Below are 16,444 nucleotides of genomic sequence, written 5' to 3'. Positions count from 1 at the left end.
CCGAACAGGTACTGGCGGACGCGCTGGTCGATGCGCGGGTCCTTGCGCTCGAGGTAGAGGAGTGCGCGTACGATGTTGATGTCGAGCTCGAGGTCGCGGAACTTCGGGCTCGCCACGATCTCGTCGGCAAGGCGCAGGACGAGCCGCGCCAGTGCCTCGTCCGAGAGCGAGCCGTCGCGCAGCTCCTTGAGGTCCGCCTTGGGCAGCACCTCGGCATCGCCGACGAGGCGCTGCGTGAGACGCGAGAGACCGCTTTCGCCCTCCGCATCGGGATCGTAGGACTTCTCCAGCGAATGGATGAGGCGACGCAGGTAGTAGTCGGCGTAGTTGGCGACGTCCGGCGTCATCTGGGCGTAGCCGAAATACGCCTTGCCCTCGCGATGGGCGGTGGTGCGTAGCGCGCGTAGAAGGTGCGTCTTGCCGGCGCCCGACTGGCCGTGGAACAGAAGGATGCGCGACTGCGTCACCGCGCCGTCGCGTGCGCCCGTCACCTCTGAGAGCAGATCGGCGAACTTGCGGCGCGCCTTGAGGTGCACCTCCGGCACGTCGACGGGGTCCGCCCGCCAGATGTCGTCCTCCCAGGTGATGCTGTGCTCAAAAGCCTGGGACAGCTTGTCCGTGCCTCCGGCTTCGACGGCGTCGTGGTGCATGCGTGAACGGTCTCCAACGCAATCCAAATAGGCGGGTCAAATAGGACGGGCGGTCAGTCTTCGACCCGAACGAAGTGCCAAACGGTATTCTTGTAAGGAACGGCCGAGCTCTCGAGGTCCTTCATGCTCCTTCTGTCCTTGAGGTCCGCGTTGGCGAGCACGACGGCGCCCGCGCGGTGGGCCTCGGCCAGCATGCACTTGAACTCGATCTCAGAGACCTGCCACGACGGCTGCCCCGCGCGGATGGTGTCCCAGACGTGGGAAATGAACGCTTTGCGGCTTCCCGCCCAGCCTTCCGCGCGGGCGGCCGCAGCCTCTTTCACGGCACGCGCGAACTCGGCGAGGTCGGGGCGCGCCGCTCGAGGCGGCGCCAGCGCAGGGGCCTCGGGATCGTTGGCGGCGGGCTTCAGCGCCGCGGGCGGCGCCGTCACGCGCGCCGGCATGGCGGCCGGGCGCCCGGCCTCGGCCGCAGCGTCGGATGCGTCGGCTTCGAGGACGCGGGCACCGAGGCCGCGCAGGAGGCCCGCGCGGAGACCTTCGAGCGTCGCGTCCCTGGCGCCCACATGCTCGGCGGCGAGCTCGGCGATCAGCTTGGCGTCGGTCGGGAAGGCACGCGGGGTCCGCGAAAGCTGGCCGGCGAGCAGGCGGCCGGCCTTGGCGGAGAGTGCCGAGCCCTTGCCGAAGCCGGCCTTGATGCGGTTGCCGAAGGCGCGTTCGAGCGCCACGACGGCGAGCTGGGCGCGCAGCTTCGTCGGCGGCACGTTCCTCTTCACCGAGAGGCCGAACGCCTTCTGGACGATCAGCGTGCGCAGGCCCTCGACACGGGCCAGCGGCTTCAGACGTTGGGCGGCCTCCGTCTCGAGGCCGAGGGCTTTGGCGATGAGAGCGACGTCGCGCAGCTCCGCCCACGAGGTTTGCTCAAGCGCCGTCCGGCCGAGGTAGCGCGCGGCGGCGGCCGCACCGGCCTCCGTCAGCGTCAGCCGGCTTTTCGTTTCGGCGGCGAGGCCGGAGGACACGAGCTCGGCGGTCTCCCTTTCGGCGAGACGGCGCCAGTCGGCCGGAGCGAGCTTGTGCGTGAACAGGGGGGCGAGATCCGCGGCCACCTCGGCGCGTGTCGCACCGCCCGGAGCCGCCAGCCTGACCAAAATCAGATGACCGGCCGCCGACGCGCCTCCGCGCCGCGGCCCGGCAACGGGGACACCGCTCGTGAGCGCCGACATTTCCCACGTCTCCTTCCCTGGGCTGAAGATGACGAGACGCCGTACGCACGAATCACCGGCTCGATTCGGTGAGAATGAGTCAGAATGCCTTGAGATCCAAGGGATTCGGAGGCACGCGCCGGTCATTTTTTACGAAGTTGCAGATGCCGTGATGCGAATTTGCGCTGCCGCCCGCTATCGCCCCATTGGCGACACCTTCGTCCGGGAAGAGTGAAGAGGCGCCGAGGGAGGTGGGCTCGTGATCGATCGCTGACCGCACGCTTTCCTCGCCGCGGGTCCGGGCCGACCGGGCCTTGAATATTTAACGGGGAGTTAACTCCTTGCTGCGATGGTGGCTCGTGACCGCGCGTAACTTTGCGGGAGTTTCGGGAATGTATCGCTTCGCCCTTCCGGTCCTGCTGGCCGCTTCTCTCGGCTTAAGCGCTTGCAGCATCAACTCGGGCGCGATCTCCTCGGGCTTCGCCGACGCGGGGGACACGGCGTCGCTGAAACCCGCCGGCAGCTCCGACTTCGGACATACCACGGGCTCCATCGATAAGAGCGCGCGCTCCTCGCTCACCGGCACGCAGGTTGCGGCTTACACTCCCGACAACGCCCCCAAAGGCTCGTTCGAGAAGGCGCCGCGCGGCGCGCTCTCGGACCGCGACTACTCGGGCACGGCGCTCGATCCCGAGCGGGCGCGCGATCTCATCAACCAGTACCGCGCCGAGAACGGGCTGAAGCCACTCCGGCTCAATGCCTCTTTGACGGCCGCCGCCAAGGAGCACAGCCGCGACCTCGCCAAATGGGACCGCATCTCGCATTACGGCTCCGACGGCTCCAATCCGTGGGACCGCGTGAAGCGCACCGGCTACAAACCCAAGGTCGCGGCCGAGAACGTCGGCACGGGCCAAGCCTCGTTCGACGAGGTGCTCAAGGGCTGGAAGGAAAGCCCCGGGCACAACAAGAACCTGCTTCTCACGGACGGACGCGAGATGGGGCTTGCCCTCGTGCAGGACCCCAAGACGGAATTCAAGTCGTTCTGGACGCTCGTCATCGGCTCGTCGATGTAGCGGCGCCGTCCATCTGCTTCCCGCCCGCAGCAGCCTCGGCGGCCGGCGTGTCCCTCAGCGTGAACTGCAGCAGCACGGTGCGCTGCAGGAAGCGATTGAAATTGTCATCGGACATCAGCGTGACCACGGTCTCACCGCACTCGCCTTCGGACAGGGCGAGGGCCTCGAGGTTGTCGATTTCCGCACTGGCGTTGCTCGCTTCGAGCAGGATCTCGCCGGCCGCCGTCCCGCCCGGCCGGATGCCCTCCGCCTCGAGCAGGCGCAGACGCACGCGCAAGCCTTCGAGCCACCGGAAGCGACGCTCGACGATGAGCACGCTACCGTCGGCGAGGCTCGCCGCATCGGTGATGCCGTAGCCCTCGCTGGCCGCGACGGAGAACGGCTTCGGCGTGTCCGAGATCCAGATCCAGCCGCGGTGGCGCGTCTCGCCACGCAACGGATGCTCGGCGAAGGCGACGAGCGCGCCTTTCCTTTTGCCGCCTGCGAGAACGGTCAGCGCCTCGAAGCCGTCGTTGCCCATGCGGCGCGCGTCCGGCGGCATCGTCACATAGGTGGCCGGCGCACCGAGACCGTCCTTGCCGATCTCGAAGAGCCCGATGCGGGCGTTGCGCTCGAACCCGATGTAGACTTGTCCATCGGCGAGCGTACCGCCCGCGCGCGTGACCGATTCCGCGTCGCGATCCCGGTTGCGGGTGAGCGCGCCACCGTTCCGGGTGCGCAGTGCGCCGATGCGGGCCGACGCAAGGCCGCTCGGGCGGGTTCCGTCGTAGGTGAGCCTGCCCGTCATCCAGATGCCGGAATCGGAGATGGCGAGGAGGCCCTTGCCGTCCGCATCGAGGACGAGCCCCGACCAGCCGCCGAAATCCCCGGACGAGGAGGAGAGCTCGAGGCCACCGCGCCAGACGAGCCTCGGGCTCACGACGAGCGCACCGCCTCCCTTCGCAAAGCGGGCGATCGGACGGGCGCGGACCTCGATATCCTGGGTCTGGATGTCGGCCGACTGCGGCTTCACCTGTGCCGGCGCAGGGTTGACGCAGAAAAATGTCGCCGCGAGGGTCGATGCCGCGAGCGCGCGCACGCCGCGAAGCAGCGTGCGGCAGCGGCTTTGCATCGATGCCATCGGGCTCATCGGCATGGGTTCCGGATGGGATTTACGGCCGGCGCCAGTCTATGATTCACACTTCAGGCTGATAGGGCCTGAAGTGATCATGGTCTAGTGCAGACGGCGCGCCGGGCGCCCGGCACGCGTCGGCAGCGCCTTCGGCGGCTCCTCGAACAGCTCGACCAGCTTGTCGGTCATGGCGCCGGCAAGCTCGCTCGGATCGGAGATGGTGACGGCGCGGGCGTAGTAACGGGTCACGTCATGGCCGATGCCGATGGCAATCAGCTCGACCGGCGAGCGCGTCTCGATCTCCTCGATCACCTTGCGCAGGTGCTGCTCGAGGTAGCTGCCTGAGTTCACCGAGAGCGTCGAATCGTCGACGGGAGCGCCGTCCGAGATCATCATCAGGATGCGGCGCTGCTCGGGGCGTGCGATCAGGCGCGCATGGGCCCAGGCCAGCGCCTCGCCGTCGATGTTCTCCTTGAGCAGGCCTTCGCGCATCATGAGCGCGAGTGACCGCTTGGCGCGGCGCCAAGGGGCATCCGCCGTCTTGTAGATGATGTGGCGCAGATCGTTGAGACGGCCGGGCGCCGGCGGCTTTCCCGCCGCCAGCCAGTCCTCGCGGGCCTGCCCGCCCTTCCAAGCGCGCGTCGTAAAGCCTAGGATCTCGACCTTGACGCCGCAGCGCTCGAGCGTCCGCGCCAGGATGTCGGCGCAGCACGCCGCCACCATGATCGGCCGGCCGCGCATCGAGCCGGAATTGTCGAGCAGCAAGGTGACGACCGTATCGCGGAAGTCCGTGTCGCGCTCGCGCTTGAAGGACAGCGGATGCATCGGGTCGGTGACGATGCGGGTCAAGCGCGCCGCATCGAGCGCGCCTTCCTCGAGATCGAAGTCCCAGGCGCGGTTCTGCTTGGCGAGCAGGCGGCGCTGCAGGCGATTGGCCAGACGCGCGACGACGCTCGCCAGCGCCTTCAGCTCCTTGTCGAGGAAAGTGCGCAGGCGCTCCAGCTCCTCGGGGTTGGAGATGTCCTCGGCGGAAACCTCCTCGTCGTGGGCGCGCGTGTAGACCTTGTAGCCGAAGGGCTCGGAGTTATCGAGAACCGACACGTTCGGGCGCCAGGGCTCCGCGGTCTCGAGACCTTCCGGATCCTCGGCCTCGCTGTCGAGCTCGTCGCGGTCGGGCATCTCGGCCACATCCTGCGCCTCGCCCGCCTCGCCTTCGCTGCGCTCCTGGTCGTGGTCCTCAGCACCGCTCTCGCCGCCTTCGTCCTCGCTTTCGGACTCCGCCTCGCCGGCGTTCGGCTCCTCCTCGACCGTCTCTTCGGTCTCCTCGGACTGGCCCTCGGCGAGATTGTCCGCCAGCTCGAGCGCCTTCAGCAGGTCGCGGACCAGACGCCCGAATCCTTCCTGATCCTCGGCCAGGCTCTGCATGCGGCGAAAGACGCTCTCGGCCCGCGCCTCGATATGGGGACGCCAGAGGTCGACCATGGCGCGGGCCGCCTCGGGCGGCGCTTGGCCGGTCAGCCGCTCGCGCACGAGGAGCTCGAGCGCGCACGAGATCGGCGCGTCGTTGCGGTCCGAGATGCGCTCGAAACGGCCGTGGCCGAACTCATCCTCGCACTTGGCCGTCAGGTTGTCGGCCATGCCGCGCATGCGGTTGGCGCCGAGCGCCTCCACGCGCGCGCGCTCCACGGCCTCGAACACCTCGCGGGCCGGGCCGGGGGGCGGCGCGAGACGGCGGTGCAGGGACTCGTCGTGGCAGGCGGCGGTCAGGGCCAGGCTGTCGGCCCATCCGCGCATCACGGCGACCTCGCCCTTCGTGGGTGCGCGCGACGGCTCGGCGAGCCGCACGTGCTTGCCTTCGAGCGCCGGCTTCGTCGGGCCGTAGCTGACCTCGACCTCGGGATCGCCGGCAATGGCGCGCACGGTAAGGCCGATCACACGCTTCAACGGCTCGGAGGGGGCTTCCCTGCGTTTGGTGGACTGAATCATCATTGCGGTCTGTCGAAGTCCGTGCGCCGGACGAGGCGACGCCATTCCCGATCGTCGAGCTCTTCGCGGGCGTCGCGGTTGCCGTGGCGGACCTTCGCCAGGCCGAGCCAAACGCCGAGCGCGGCGCCCGCCGCCGTGCCGAAGAGGACGTTCTCGATTTCAGAGTTGGACGGAAACGCGACGCTCATCAGAATGGCGCCCACGATCGAGCCCAGAAACGCGCCGAGGCCGGCCAGCACGAGGCACAGGAGAACCGTGCCGAGCGGCCCGGTGTAGCCGGCCGCCTTCAATGCCTTGCGCTCCTCGTCGCCGCTCCTCGCCATCGCCCGCCTCGCGCCCGCGCCTCGTCCCCTCGTCCCATCACGCGAGCGCGACGTTGGCCGCGCTCTCGGGCAGCTCCTCGCCGAACGAGCGCTGATAGAACTCCGCGACCAGCGGCCGCTCGAGCTCATCGCACTTGTTCAGGAACGTCAGGCGGAAGGCGAAGCCGACATCGCCGAAGATCTCCGCGTTCTCGGCCCAGGTCATCACCGTGCGCGGGCTCATCACCGTCGAGAGATCGCCGTTGATGAAGGACTGACGCGTCAGGTCGGCGACACGCACCATGGCGGAGACCACCTTGCGCTTGGCGTCCGTCTTGTTCCAGCTCTTGACCTTCGACAGGACGATCTTCGCCTCGTCGTCGTGCGGCAGATAGTTCAAGGTGGCGACGATCGACCAGCGGTCCATCTGGCCCTGGTTGATCTGCTGCGTGCCGTGGTAGAGGCCCGACGTATCGCCGAGGCCGATGGTGTTCGTGGTCGCGAACAGGCGGAAGGCCGGGTGCGGCCGGATGACCTTCGACTGGTCGAGCAGCGTCAGCTTGCCCGAGACCTCGAGCACGCGCTGGATGACGAACATCACGTCCGGGCGGCCGGCATCGTACTCGTCGAAGACGAGGGCGGTGTTGGACTGCAGCGCGAACGGCAGGATGCCTTCGCGGAACTCCGTCACCTGCTTGCCGTCCTTCAAGACGATCGCATCCTTGCCGACGAGATCGATGCGCGAGACATGGCTGTCGAGGTTGACGCGGATGCAGGGCCAGTTGAGACGCGCGGCGACCTGCTCGATGTGGGTCGACTTGCCCGTGCCGTGATAGCCCTGCACCATCACGCGGCGGTTGTATTTGAAGCCGGCGAGGATGGCGAGCGTGACCTCGCGGTTGAAGAGGTAATCCGGGTCGAGATCGGGCACATGCTCGTCCGCCTTCGAGTAGGCGGGGACCTCGAGATCCGACTCGATGCCGAACACCTGGCGGACCGAGAGCGTCATGTCCGGAAGCCCAGGCGTGTCCGAATGGGCGGTGGCCGTGGATGATTGCGCGCGCATTGAAACCTTCGAGCAAGGACGGCATCCCGCAGGACCGGTCCTGGTGGGCTCGCGGCTTCCGACCCGTCGCAAGGTCCGGCCGCGAGGTTGGGACATGGGCCCCGTCTCTTGCCAGCGCGGCCCGCGAACGGGCCGCACCAAGGCTCAGACGAGGCCCGCTTTCTTAAGATAGTTATAGGCTTGGATAATTTCGCGCAATGTGTCCTCGGAGCGCGTATCGCCGCCGTTCGAATCCGGGTGGTGGCGCTTGACCAACTCCTTGAAGCGCGCCTTGATTTCCTCCTTCGAGGCGGTTTCCGGCAGGTGCAGGGCCTCGAGCGACTTCTTTTCGATCGGCTTCAGGGCGCGCCGGCGCGCGACGGGCTCCTCGCGGGCCTGGCGGGCCCGCTCGGCAAAGAGGCCGTGCGGGTCGTGAGCCTGGAATCCGGCGTCCCCCCGGGTGCCACCCGACATTCTCGAGGAAGTGCCATGGGCCCAGGAATTGGCGCCGACCTTCCACGTCGGGCGGTGGCCGATCACGGCGTCCTTCTGGAAGTCGCTCACCTCGGCATCGCTCATGCCGTCGAAATAGTTGTAGGCGGCATTGTACTCGCGCACGTGATCGACGCAGAACGAGAAATACTCGCCGTCGCGGCCGCGACCTTTCGGCGCGCGGTAGGGCGCGGGACGGCCACATCCTTTCCACTGGCACGAGGGATGCTTGCGCTCGGCCGCTTCGTCGGCCTGACGCTTCGGCGCAACCCGGATCGAATCGAAGTATTTAGAGTTGAGCTTCATGGACTGGATTATGATCTTCCGGTCGCGGTCAGACAAGACGCACTCTTCGGCGCATCGCCGCGCGACGATCGATGTGATAAACTAGGAGGGCGATGCATGTCGGCCGAGAAACGTTTGCGTGAAAAGCTCATGGTCGCGCTCGAGCCGACGCGGCTCGACATCGTCAACGAAAGCGAGCTGCACGCCGGACACCGCTCGTCGCCGGGGACGGGGCAAAGCCATTTTCGCATCCTCATCGTCTCACCGATGTTCACAGGCGTCTCGCGCGTCGGCCGGCACCGGATGGTGAACGACGTCATCGCCGACGAGCTCAACAACGGCGGCATCCACGCGCTCGCGCTCTCGGCCTACGCGCCGGGCGAACCCTTGGGGTGAATTTCGCGCGCGCGGATCATCGCGTGTTGCCGGCACGCTGAAGACCCGATGCGGCCGCTTTCCGGACGCTGGCCTCCTCGCCATCAAGACGCTTGATGCGCACGGCCGCGATCTTGTTGCGCGACCGGCGCAGGATCTCCATGCGATAGCCGTAGAAGGTGAACATCTGGCCCGGCTCCGGAATCATCTGCGCCTCGTGCACGACGAGCCCAGCGACGGTGGTTGCCTCGTCCTCCGGCAAATTCCAGTCCATGTGGCGGTTCAGATCCCGCACCGGCACCGAGCCGTCGACGTTGACGGTGCCGTCGGCCTGCGGACGAATGTGCAGCTCGGCGATGTCGTGCTCGTCGGTGATCTGGCCGACGATCTCCTCGAGGATGTCCTCGAGGGTGATCAGACCCTGCACCTCGCCGTACTCGTCCACCACCATCGCCATCTGCGCTTTGTGCTTCAGGAACTGGGTGAGCTGATCCTTCAAGGTCGTCGTGTCGGGCACGAACCAGGGTGTCGCGGCGATGCTCATGATGTCGAGCTTGTTCACGTCCCAATTGGCAGCCGAGAGCGCGCCGAGCAGGTCCTTGGTGTTGAGCAGCCCGACGATATTCTCCGGCTCGTCCTTCCAGATCGGCACGCGCGTATATTGGGAGCGCAGAACCTCGCCGATGATCGCCTGCGGGCTGTCGGCGACGTCGAAGGTCTCCATCTTGGTGCGATGAATCATGATGTCGGCGACCTGCAGCTCGCCGAAACGGAAGACGTTCTGGATGTACTCGGCTTCGCCGCTCGCAATCTTTCCGTGCTCGGCGGATTCGCCGACGAGCCCCTCGATCTCCGCTCCCGACAGGACTTCATGCTGCGCGGATTCCTGCACGCCAAACGCCGAGAGAATGGCGCGGGAGGCGGTGTTCAGCAGCCAATTGAGCGGATAGAACACGCGATAGGAGACGTGCAGCGGATAAGCGATCCAGCGCGACACCGGCTCGGGCTTGCGGATCGCCAACGTCTTCGGCACCTGCTCGCCGAGCACGATGTGGAGCGAGGAGAACACAAGAAAGCCGGTGATGAACGAGGTGAAATGCAGCACCGAATCCGGCAGATCGAGCGGCGCCAGCAGCGGCCCCAGCAGCGCCGAGACCACCGGCTCGCCGACCCAGCCGAGCCCGAGGGATGCCATCGTGATGCCGAGCTGGCAGCAGGCGAGATAGGGCTCGATGTTGTTCATGATGTCGTGCACGAGCCGCGCGCCGATCTCCTCGCGCTCGATCATGGCCTTGACGCGAAAGCCGCGGCTCTTGACCAGGGCGAACTCGGCCGCGACATAGAACGCGTTGGCCGCAAGCAGAAAAAGCGCAATCAGAAGCTGGGACGCGATCGAGCCCATCACGGCGTGGCGATCTCGCGGGCGAGGAAATCGCGCACCGTTGCCTCCTCGATATCGCGCGAGACGAAGGCTTCGCCGATGCCGCGGACAAGGATGAACGTCAGGCGTCCGTCGCGCACTTTCTTGTCCTGGCCCATCAGGCGGACGAGTTCGCCGGCGTCGGCCGCGTCGCCTGGAATATCGGCAAGGCGCGTCGGCAGGCCGACGGCCCGGACATGGCGCGTGACACGCTCGGCCGTGCCGGCCGGGCAGAGGCCGAGGCTCTCCGAGAAGCGGAAGGCGAGGCACATGCCGATGGCCACGCCCTCGCCATGCAGCAGGCGGTCCGAGTAGCCCGTCCAGGCCTCGAGCGCGTGGCCGAAGGTGTGGCCGAGGTTCAGGAGAGCGCGATCGCCCGTCTCGTGCTCGTCGCGCACGACGATGGCCGCCTTCGCCTTGACGCTCGTCTCGATGGCGGCGACGAGCGTCTCCTGGTCGTAGGAGAAGATGCCGCCGAACGCCTGTTCGAGCCAGCCGAAGAAGCCCGCGTCGCCGATGAGGCCGTACTTCACGACCTCCGCGTAGCCGGCGCGCATCTCGCGGGCGGGCAGCGTCTTCAGCACATCTGTATCGGCGATGACGAGCGAGGGCTGGTGAAAGACGCCGATCAGGTTCTTGCCCTGGGGTGTGTTGATGCCGGTCTTACCGCCCACGGAACTGTCGACCTGGGCCAGCAGCGTGGTCGGGATCTGCACGAAGCGGATGCCGCGGCGCAGGATGCCGGCCGCGAAGCCGGCGAGGTCGCCGATCACGCCGCCGCCGAAGGCAACGACGAGGTCGCCGCGCTCGAGGCCCATCTCCAGCAGCCGCTCGCACAAGGGCCCCAGCGCGCGGAAGCTCTTGGTCGGCTCGCCGGCCGGCAGGATGATCGATCCCTTGTGGCGGCCTTCCGCCCTGAGGCTCGCCTCGAGCGCCGCCAGATGATACCGCGCCACGTTCTCGTCCGTGACGATGCCGCAGCGCGCCTTGCCCAGGCGGCCGGCGACGAGGCGGCCCGCCTCGGCCAGCAGATCCGGGCCGATCAGAACGTCGTAAGCGCGACCGTCAAGCGGAACGGGCACCGTGCGGGCGGCCCGTGTCGTCGCGGCCAGGGAATGGGCAAGGGTCGGCATGGCAACCATCTTCTTCTTGGCGGGCGGGGTTTCAAGTCCCGCGAGAGACGTATCAGATCGATGTCGGCTCCGCCAACGTCAGATCGATGTCGGCTCCGCCCAATGTCAGATCGAGGTCGGCTGCGCCAACGCCGGGTGGCGCGACAGGGCCTGGATGATCTCGGTGACGATGCTGTCATGGGGAATATCGCGGCTTTCGACCGTGAGATCCGCCTCGCCATAGACCGGATAGCGGGCCGCCATCAGCTTCCTCATGACCTGCTCGGGATCGCCATCCTTGAGGAGCGGGCGGGTGTCGCGCTTGCCGACGCGGCGCATGAGGATCGGCAGCTCGGCGCGAAGCCAGATCGATACGCCCGCCTCGCGGACCTTCTGGCGCGTCTCCGGCGTGATGAAGGCGCCGCCGCCCGTGGCCAGAACCTGCGGGCCGCTGCTCAGCAGGCGGGCGATCACCTTCGCTTCGCGGTCGCGGAAGAACGCCTCGCCATGGTCGGCGAAGATCTCGCTGATGGACTTCTGGGCGACGCGCTCGATCTCTTCGTCGGTGTCGATGAAGGGGAGCGCGAGCCGGGTGGCGAGGCGCTTGCCGATCGAGGACTTCCCGCAGCCCATGAGGCCGACGAGCACCAGCGAGCGCCGCCCCAGCGCCCGGCGCACCGTCTCGACACTGTCCTTGCCCTGCTCCATGCTGCTTTCGGTTACGCGCCGCCCCGAGGGGCGGCACGGGGATCGATTTCAGATGCGGGCCCACTCATACTGAACTTCCTCGCCTGAAGCGAGCGATCGGCGCCAAAGCGGTGTATTGTTGCCGCCGGGCCGCCTCTATCAGTCATAATCGCGCCATGTTGGGCCCAGACATAAGATGGCGCGTCCTGCCCCTCGCCGGGCGCTTCATCCGAGCCTTTTTCTCCGATGCCGAGCCTCTTCCGCTTCCTTGTCTCCGCCGGCTCCATGGTCGCGGTGGTTACCGTCGGATTGTACATCCTCGCCCACCAGTTCGAGCCCGCGCAGCACGAGGTGGTCAAGGTCGTGCCCGGGGTCAAGATTCGGAAGCCCGAAGCCGCCCCATGATGGCGATGGTCGCGCACTTCACCCCACCCGCCCGCGCGGGAAAGAGGGCCGGGCTCAGGCGTTGCAGCAGGGTGCCGCTTATGGCCCGGAGGCCACGATGAGCGGAGCGGCGGAGCGGCATATCGCGGCCTTCCTCGAGATGATGGCGGCGGAGAAGGGCGCGGCGGCGAACACGCTCGATGCCTATCGCCGCGACCTCGCCGACTACCTGGCGTTCATCGCGCGCGCCGGCGTGGCGCTCACGGCGGCGCGCAAGGCCGACCTCTCGCGCTACCTGCAGGAGCTTTCCGTCGCGGGGCTGAAGCCGGCCTCGCGCGCGCGGCGGCTTTCGGCCGTGCGCCAGCTCTACAAGTTCCTCGAAGCCGAGGGTGTCGTCGGCGAAAGCCCGGTGGAGGGCGTCACCGCGCCGGGCAAGGCGCGCGCGCTGCCGAAAACGCTGTCGGTCGACGAGGTCGATCGGCTGATCGGCACGGCCGCCCGAGCGACCCAGGGCTTGAGCGGGCGCGACCTCGTGCGCGCCGTCCGGCACCACTGCCTCCTCGAGATGCTCTATGCGACCGGCATGCGCGTCTCAGAGCTGGTGTCGCTGCCGCGCAGCGTGCTTCAGGGCGACCCGCGCCTCATCGCCATCCGCGGCAAGGGCGGGCGCGAGCGGCTCGTGCCGCTCAACGCTGGGGCGCGCGCGGCCCTCGCCCGCTACCTGGCGCTCGGGACCGCGCCGGGGGACGGCGTCGCCCCCATGCTTGCCACGCGCCACCTCTTTCCCTCCCGCGCCGGCGGCGGCCACCTGACCCGGCAGCGGTTCGCGCAGGACCTCAAGGAGACGGCGCTCGCTGCCGGGATCGACCCCGAGCGCGTTTCGCCGCATGTGCTGCGCCACGCGTTCGCGAGCCACCTGCTCGACCGGGGCGCCGACCTCAGAAGCGTGCAGAGCCTCCTGGGGCATGCGGACATCTCGACCACCGAGATCTATACTCATGTGCTCGAGGAGCGGCTGAAGCGGCTCGTCACCGAGCATCATCCGCTGGCCAAGAAAGCCCCCTAGCGCCGCGTCGCGCGGCGATCGCCCAAGGCCCCGCGTTTACGAAAAAGCACGCGGGTGTTGACATAAATTCCGGGAAACGGTCAACGTGCGCCCGGCTGCCGGAAGGACCCCGACCGGACGCCCGCGCACGTTCGCCCGCATGAGGCTCCCTTGGAACCCACGAAACCCGACCGCCCGATTGCCGTTCGCACCTATCTCGACTTCGAGAAGCCGATCGCCGAGCTCGAAAGCAAAGTTTCGGAGCTCAAGGTGCTCGAGGGCGACGAGGGCGTGTCGATCTCGGAGGAGATCAAGAAACTCGAGCAGAAGGCGAAGGCGGCCCTCGTCGATACCTACAGCCGGCTCACGCCCTGGCAAAAGACGCAGGTGGCGCGCCATCCGGACCGGCCGCATTTCCTGGACTACATCTCGGGGCTGATCGAGGAGTTCACGCCGCTCGCGGGCGATCGCTACTTCGCCGAGGACGAAGCCGTCATGGGCGGCCTCGGCCGCTTCCGCGGGCGTCCCGTGGTCGTCATCGGGCACGAGAAGGGCTCGAACACCGAAGGGCGCATCCGGCACAACTTCGGCATGGCGCGGCCGGAAGGCTACCGCAAGGCGGTGCGCCTCATGGAGATGGCCGACAAGTTCAATCTGCCGGTGATCACGCTCGTCGATACGGCAGGTGCCTATCCCGGCATCGGCGCCGAGGAGCGCGGGCAGGCGGAGGCCATCGCGCGCTCGACCGACAAGTGCCTCGCGATCGGCGTGCCCGTGATCGCCGTCGTCATCGGCGAGGGCGGCTCGGGCGGCGCCATCGCCATCGCGGCCGCCAACAAGATCCTGATGCTCGAGCACGCGATCTACACCGTCGCCTCGCCGGAAGCGGCCGCCTCGATCCTGTGGCGCGATTCGTCGAAGGCGATCGACGCCGCCACCAACATGAAGATCACCGCCCAGGACCTCGACACCCTCGGCGTCATCGACGTCATCATCCGCGAACCCGTGGGCGGCGCCCATCGGGACCGGGCGCTCGCCATCCAGACCGCGGGCGATGCCATCGCCAAGGCGCTGGCCGAGTTCGACGGCAAATCCCCGGCCGACATCAAGCGCTTGCGGCACGAGCGCTTCCTGGCGATCGGGCGCCAGTTGTAGCGGCTGTGCACGAGCGGCCGCATGGGGGCCGCATTTGCCGGGCAAGCTTGACAAATTCAAGCTCCGCGCTGAGAAGCTTGAGGAATCCGTGACGTTCATGGAATCTTCATGGTTACGGTCGGATGGTCTTTCGTATGCGCCAGAGGGAATGCGTGTGCGTTTAAACATCCTCGCTGACAGGCTCATGTCCCGTCTCAAGCTCGTGCTCTCGGCCGGGCTCGTAGGCGTGTTGCTTGCCGCCTGCTCCAGCGCGCCGGGGCTTCTGCCGCCCTCCGAACAGCCGCTCACGCCGGAAACCGTCTCGCTGCTCGGCAAGAAGGGCATGAACGCAACGGCACCGATCTTCGTGCGCATCTTCAAGGAGGAGTCGGAGCTCGAGGTCTGGAAGATGCGCGACGACGGGCGCTTCTACCATTTCAAGACCTACCCGATCTGCAACTGGTCGGGCGAGCTCGGCCCCAAGCAGGCGCAAGGCGACAAGCAGGCGCCGGAGGGCTTCTATAAGATCTCCCAGAACCAGATGAACCCGAACTCGAAGTTCTATCTGGCCTTCAACCTCGGCTATCCCAACGCCTACGACCGCGCGCTCGGGCGCACGGGCGAGGCGCTGATGGTGCACGGCAAGTGCAAGTCGGCCGGGTGCTATGCGATGACGGACGCGCTCGCCGAGGAGATTTACGCGCTGGCGCGGGATGCGTTCCGCAGCGGGCAGACGAGCTTCGAGGTGCATGCGTTTCCGTTCCGCATGACGCAGGAGAAGCTCGACCGCTTCAAGAAGCATAAGTGGTATCCCTTCTGGAAAACGCTCAAGGAAGGCTACGACTTCTTCGAGGCCAACCGCATTCCGCCGGCGATCGCCGTCTGCGAGCGTCGCTATGTGGTCAATGCCGTGCTGACGGCGCCGCAAACGGTCGATCCGAACGGGCCCTGCCCGCACTTCCTGAGACCCAAGCTGCAGCCGTTCTCGCCACGCCCCGCCGAAGGCAAGCTCGCCTCGGAGCGCATCAGCGTACCGGGCCCGAAGACGCGGGACGCGGTCGAAGTCGCAACCACGACGGCGAACGCGCAAGCCACCTTCGCCGCGACCGACGCCTTCCCGGTCTCCCTCGGGATGCCGCCCGGTGCTTCCGCGCTCGGCTTCAACCCGTAGCTCCCGCAGGCCCCGATCCCGGGGATCGCTGGTATGATCGCCGCGCGGCATTCCGGCCGCGCCCATCGCGAGGACCCTTGCTCTGACCCGTCGTTTCCTGCGCGCCTTCGTCCTGCTCGTGGCCGCCCTCCTGGCCTCGGCGGCGATCTTCGCGTTCGTGCGGCCCGTCGAAGCCGAGCGTGTGTGGATCAGCTTCGAGCGGCACTGGCGCGCCACGTTCGCCAAGAACGGCCTGACTCTGCCCGGCACACCCGACCTCGCGGATCTCGACGGGCGGCTCGCCCGGCAAGGGCTCGCCGTGGGCGATCCAATCCTCATGCGCATCTTCAAGCGCGAGTTCGAGCTCGAGCTCTGGATGCAGAAGGACGGACGCTTTCAACATTTCGCCACCTATCCGATCTGCAAATGGTCGGGCGAGCTCGGACCGAAGCTCAAGCAGGGCGACAGGCAGGCGCCGGAGGGCTTCTACTCGGTGGACCGGACGGCGCTTAATCCGAACAGCGCCTGGCGCCGCTCGTTCAATCTCGGCTTCCCCAATGCCTTCGACCGGGCGCATGGCCGCACGGGCTCGCTGCTCATGGTGCACGGCGGCTGCGGGTCCATCGGCTGCTATGCGATGACCAACCCGGTCATCGACGAGATCTGGCGGCTGGTCACGGCGGCGCTCGACGGCGGCCAGCAGCGGTTCCAGGTGCAGGTGTTCCCGTTCCGCATGACGGCGCGCAATCTCGACCGGTATGCCGGCTCGCCGTCTGAGGCGTTCTGGAAGGCGCTCAAGCCCGGCTCCGACCTTTTCGAGGCCAGCCGGATCCCGCCCAAGGTTTCCGTCTGCGGCACGCAGTATGCCTTCGCCCCGGGTGCTGCGGGCTACGACGGCCGCGCGCCCATCGAGGCGGGCTGCCCGCCCGCAGCCAAGCCCTAGAGCGTGTTCAACTTAGGCGGAAGCATATCCTGCATTCCTGAAGTAATTGGC

The 16,444-nt window shown here is 67.4% G+C and carries 17 protein-coding genes; 7 read left to right on the top strand and 10 right to left on the bottom strand.

Going from position 1 to position 16,444, the window contains the following annotated elements:
• Together V7082_RS18375 and V7082_RS18370 are read right to left on the bottom strand one after the other, a co-directional pair.
• On the bottom strand, positions 1 to 650 hold a 650-nt coding region (locus V7082_RS18375; RefSeq protein ID WP_334150858.1), incomplete at its 3' end, for an ATP-binding protein.
• 53 nt (positions 651 to 703) lie between these two features.
• A complete protein-coding gene (locus tag V7082_RS18370; protein ID WP_334150857.1) occupies positions 704 to 1,870 on the bottom strand; it encodes a hypothetical protein in 1,167 nt (388 codons plus the stop codon).
• Between the two features lie 371 nt (positions 1,871 to 2,241).
• On the opposite strand from V7082_RS18370, the gene V7082_RS18365 reads away from it, so the two are divergent.
• Positions 2,242 to 2,922 (top strand): CAP domain-containing protein, encoded by a 681-nt coding sequence (locus V7082_RS18365; RefSeq protein ID WP_334150856.1) that lies wholly within the window; start codon positions 2,242 to 2,244, stop codon positions 2,920 to 2,922.
• On the opposite strand, the gene V7082_RS18360 is transcribed toward V7082_RS18365, so the two are convergent.
• The 5 genes from V7082_RS18360 to V7082_RS18340 all read right to left on the bottom strand — a co-directional run bounded on the left by V7082_RS18360 (position 2,903) and on the right by V7082_RS18340 (position 8,164).
• On the bottom strand, positions 2,903 to 4,051 hold the full coding sequence (locus V7082_RS18360) for an esterase-like activity of phytase family protein (RefSeq protein ID WP_334150855.1): 1,149 nt from the start codon (positions 4,049 to 4,051) through the stop codon (positions 2,903 to 2,905). The genes V7082_RS18365 and V7082_RS18360 overlap by 20 nt on opposite strands.
• Before the next feature lie 84 nt (positions 4,052 to 4,135).
• Complete coding sequence (gene cobT, locus V7082_RS18355) at positions 4,136 to 6,019, bottom strand: cobaltochelatase subunit CobT (protein WP_334150854.1); 1,884 nt, start codon at positions 6,017 to 6,019, stop codon at positions 4,136 to 4,138.
• Positions 6,019 to 6,342, bottom strand: a complete 324-nt coding sequence (locus V7082_RS18350) for a hypothetical protein (protein ID WP_334150853.1) — start codon at positions 6,340 to 6,342, stop codon at positions 6,019 to 6,021. The genes cobT and V7082_RS18350 overlap by 1 nt, the downstream gene beginning before the upstream one ends.
• 37 nt (positions 6,343 to 6,379) lie before the next feature.
• Positions 6,380 to 7,387: a cobaltochelatase subunit CobS gene (cobS, locus tag V7082_RS18345; protein WP_334150852.1), complete on the bottom strand. Its 1,008-nt coding sequence runs from the start codon at positions 7,385 to 7,387 to the stop codon at positions 6,380 to 6,382.
• Positions 7,388 to 7,531: 144 nt separating this feature from the next.
• Positions 7,532 to 8,164, bottom strand: a complete 633-nt coding sequence (locus tag V7082_RS18340) for a J domain-containing protein (RefSeq protein WP_334150851.1) — start codon at positions 8,162 to 8,164, stop codon at positions 7,532 to 7,534.
• 96 nt (positions 8,165 to 8,260) lie between these two features.
• On the opposite strand from V7082_RS18340, the gene V7082_RS18335 reads away from it, so the two are divergent.
• Positions 8,261 to 8,539, top strand: a complete 279-nt coding sequence (locus V7082_RS18335; protein ID WP_334150850.1) for a BolA family protein — start codon at positions 8,261 to 8,263, stop codon at positions 8,537 to 8,539.
• Between the two features lie 16 nt (positions 8,540 to 8,555).
• Here V7082_RS18335 and V7082_RS18330 read toward each other — a convergent pair whose 3' ends face one another.
• From V7082_RS18330 to V7082_RS18320, 3 genes are all read right to left on the bottom strand, one after another.
• Positions 8,556 to 9,920 (bottom strand): HlyC/CorC family transporter, encoded by a 1,365-nt coding sequence (locus V7082_RS18330; RefSeq protein ID WP_334150860.1) that lies wholly within the window; start codon positions 9,918 to 9,920, stop codon positions 8,556 to 8,558.
• A complete protein-coding gene (gene aroB / locus V7082_RS18325; RefSeq protein ID WP_334150849.1) occupies positions 9,920 to 11,071 on the bottom strand; it encodes a 3-dehydroquinate synthase in 1,152 nt (383 codons plus the stop codon). Before aroB ends, V7082_RS18330 begins: the two co-directional genes overlap by 1 nt.
• Positions 11,072 to 11,176: 105 nt before the next feature.
• Entirely contained in the window at positions 11,177 to 11,758 is a 582-nt protein-coding gene (locus tag V7082_RS18320) for a shikimate kinase (RefSeq protein ID WP_334150847.1), read from the bottom strand.
• A gap of 225 nt (positions 11,759 to 11,983) precedes the next feature.
• Between V7082_RS18320 and V7082_RS18315 the strand changes: the two genes are divergently transcribed.
• From V7082_RS18315 to V7082_RS18295, 5 genes are all read left to right on the top strand, one after another.
• The gene (locus tag V7082_RS18315) at positions 11,984 to 12,142 is read left to right on the top strand and encodes a hypothetical protein (protein WP_334150846.1); all 159 of its coding nucleotides are present in this window, start codon (positions 11,984 to 11,986) and stop codon (positions 12,140 to 12,142) included.
• 97 nt (positions 12,143 to 12,239) lie between these two features.
• The gene (locus V7082_RS18310; protein WP_334150844.1) at positions 12,240 to 13,187 is read left to right on the top strand and encodes a site-specific tyrosine recombinase XerD; all 948 of its coding nucleotides are present in this window, start codon (positions 12,240 to 12,242) and stop codon (positions 13,185 to 13,187) included.
• A 177-nt stretch (positions 13,188 to 13,364) separates the two neighbouring features.
• Entirely contained in the window at positions 13,365 to 14,321 is a 957-nt protein-coding gene (locus V7082_RS18305) for an acetyl-CoA carboxylase carboxyltransferase subunit alpha (protein WP_334150859.1), read from the top strand.
• A gap of 184 nt (positions 14,322 to 14,505) precedes the next feature.
• Complete coding sequence (locus tag V7082_RS18300) at positions 14,506 to 15,471, top strand: murein L,D-transpeptidase family protein (protein ID WP_334150843.1); 966 nt, start codon at positions 14,506 to 14,508, stop codon at positions 15,469 to 15,471.
• 118 nt (positions 15,472 to 15,589) lie between these two features.
• Entirely contained in the window at positions 15,590 to 16,393 is an 804-nt protein-coding gene (locus tag V7082_RS18295; RefSeq protein WP_334150841.1) for a murein L,D-transpeptidase family protein, read from the top strand.
• The last annotated feature ends 51 nt before the right edge of the window (positions 16,394 to 16,444 follow it).

The sequence above is a fragment of the Hyphomicrobium sp. genome (genome assembly GCF_036833075.1).
Taxonomy (GTDB): Bacteria; Pseudomonadota; Alphaproteobacteria; order Rhizobiales; family Hyphomicrobiaceae; genus Hyphomicrobium_C.
This window is presented reverse-complemented; position numbering and strand designations above follow the sequence as displayed.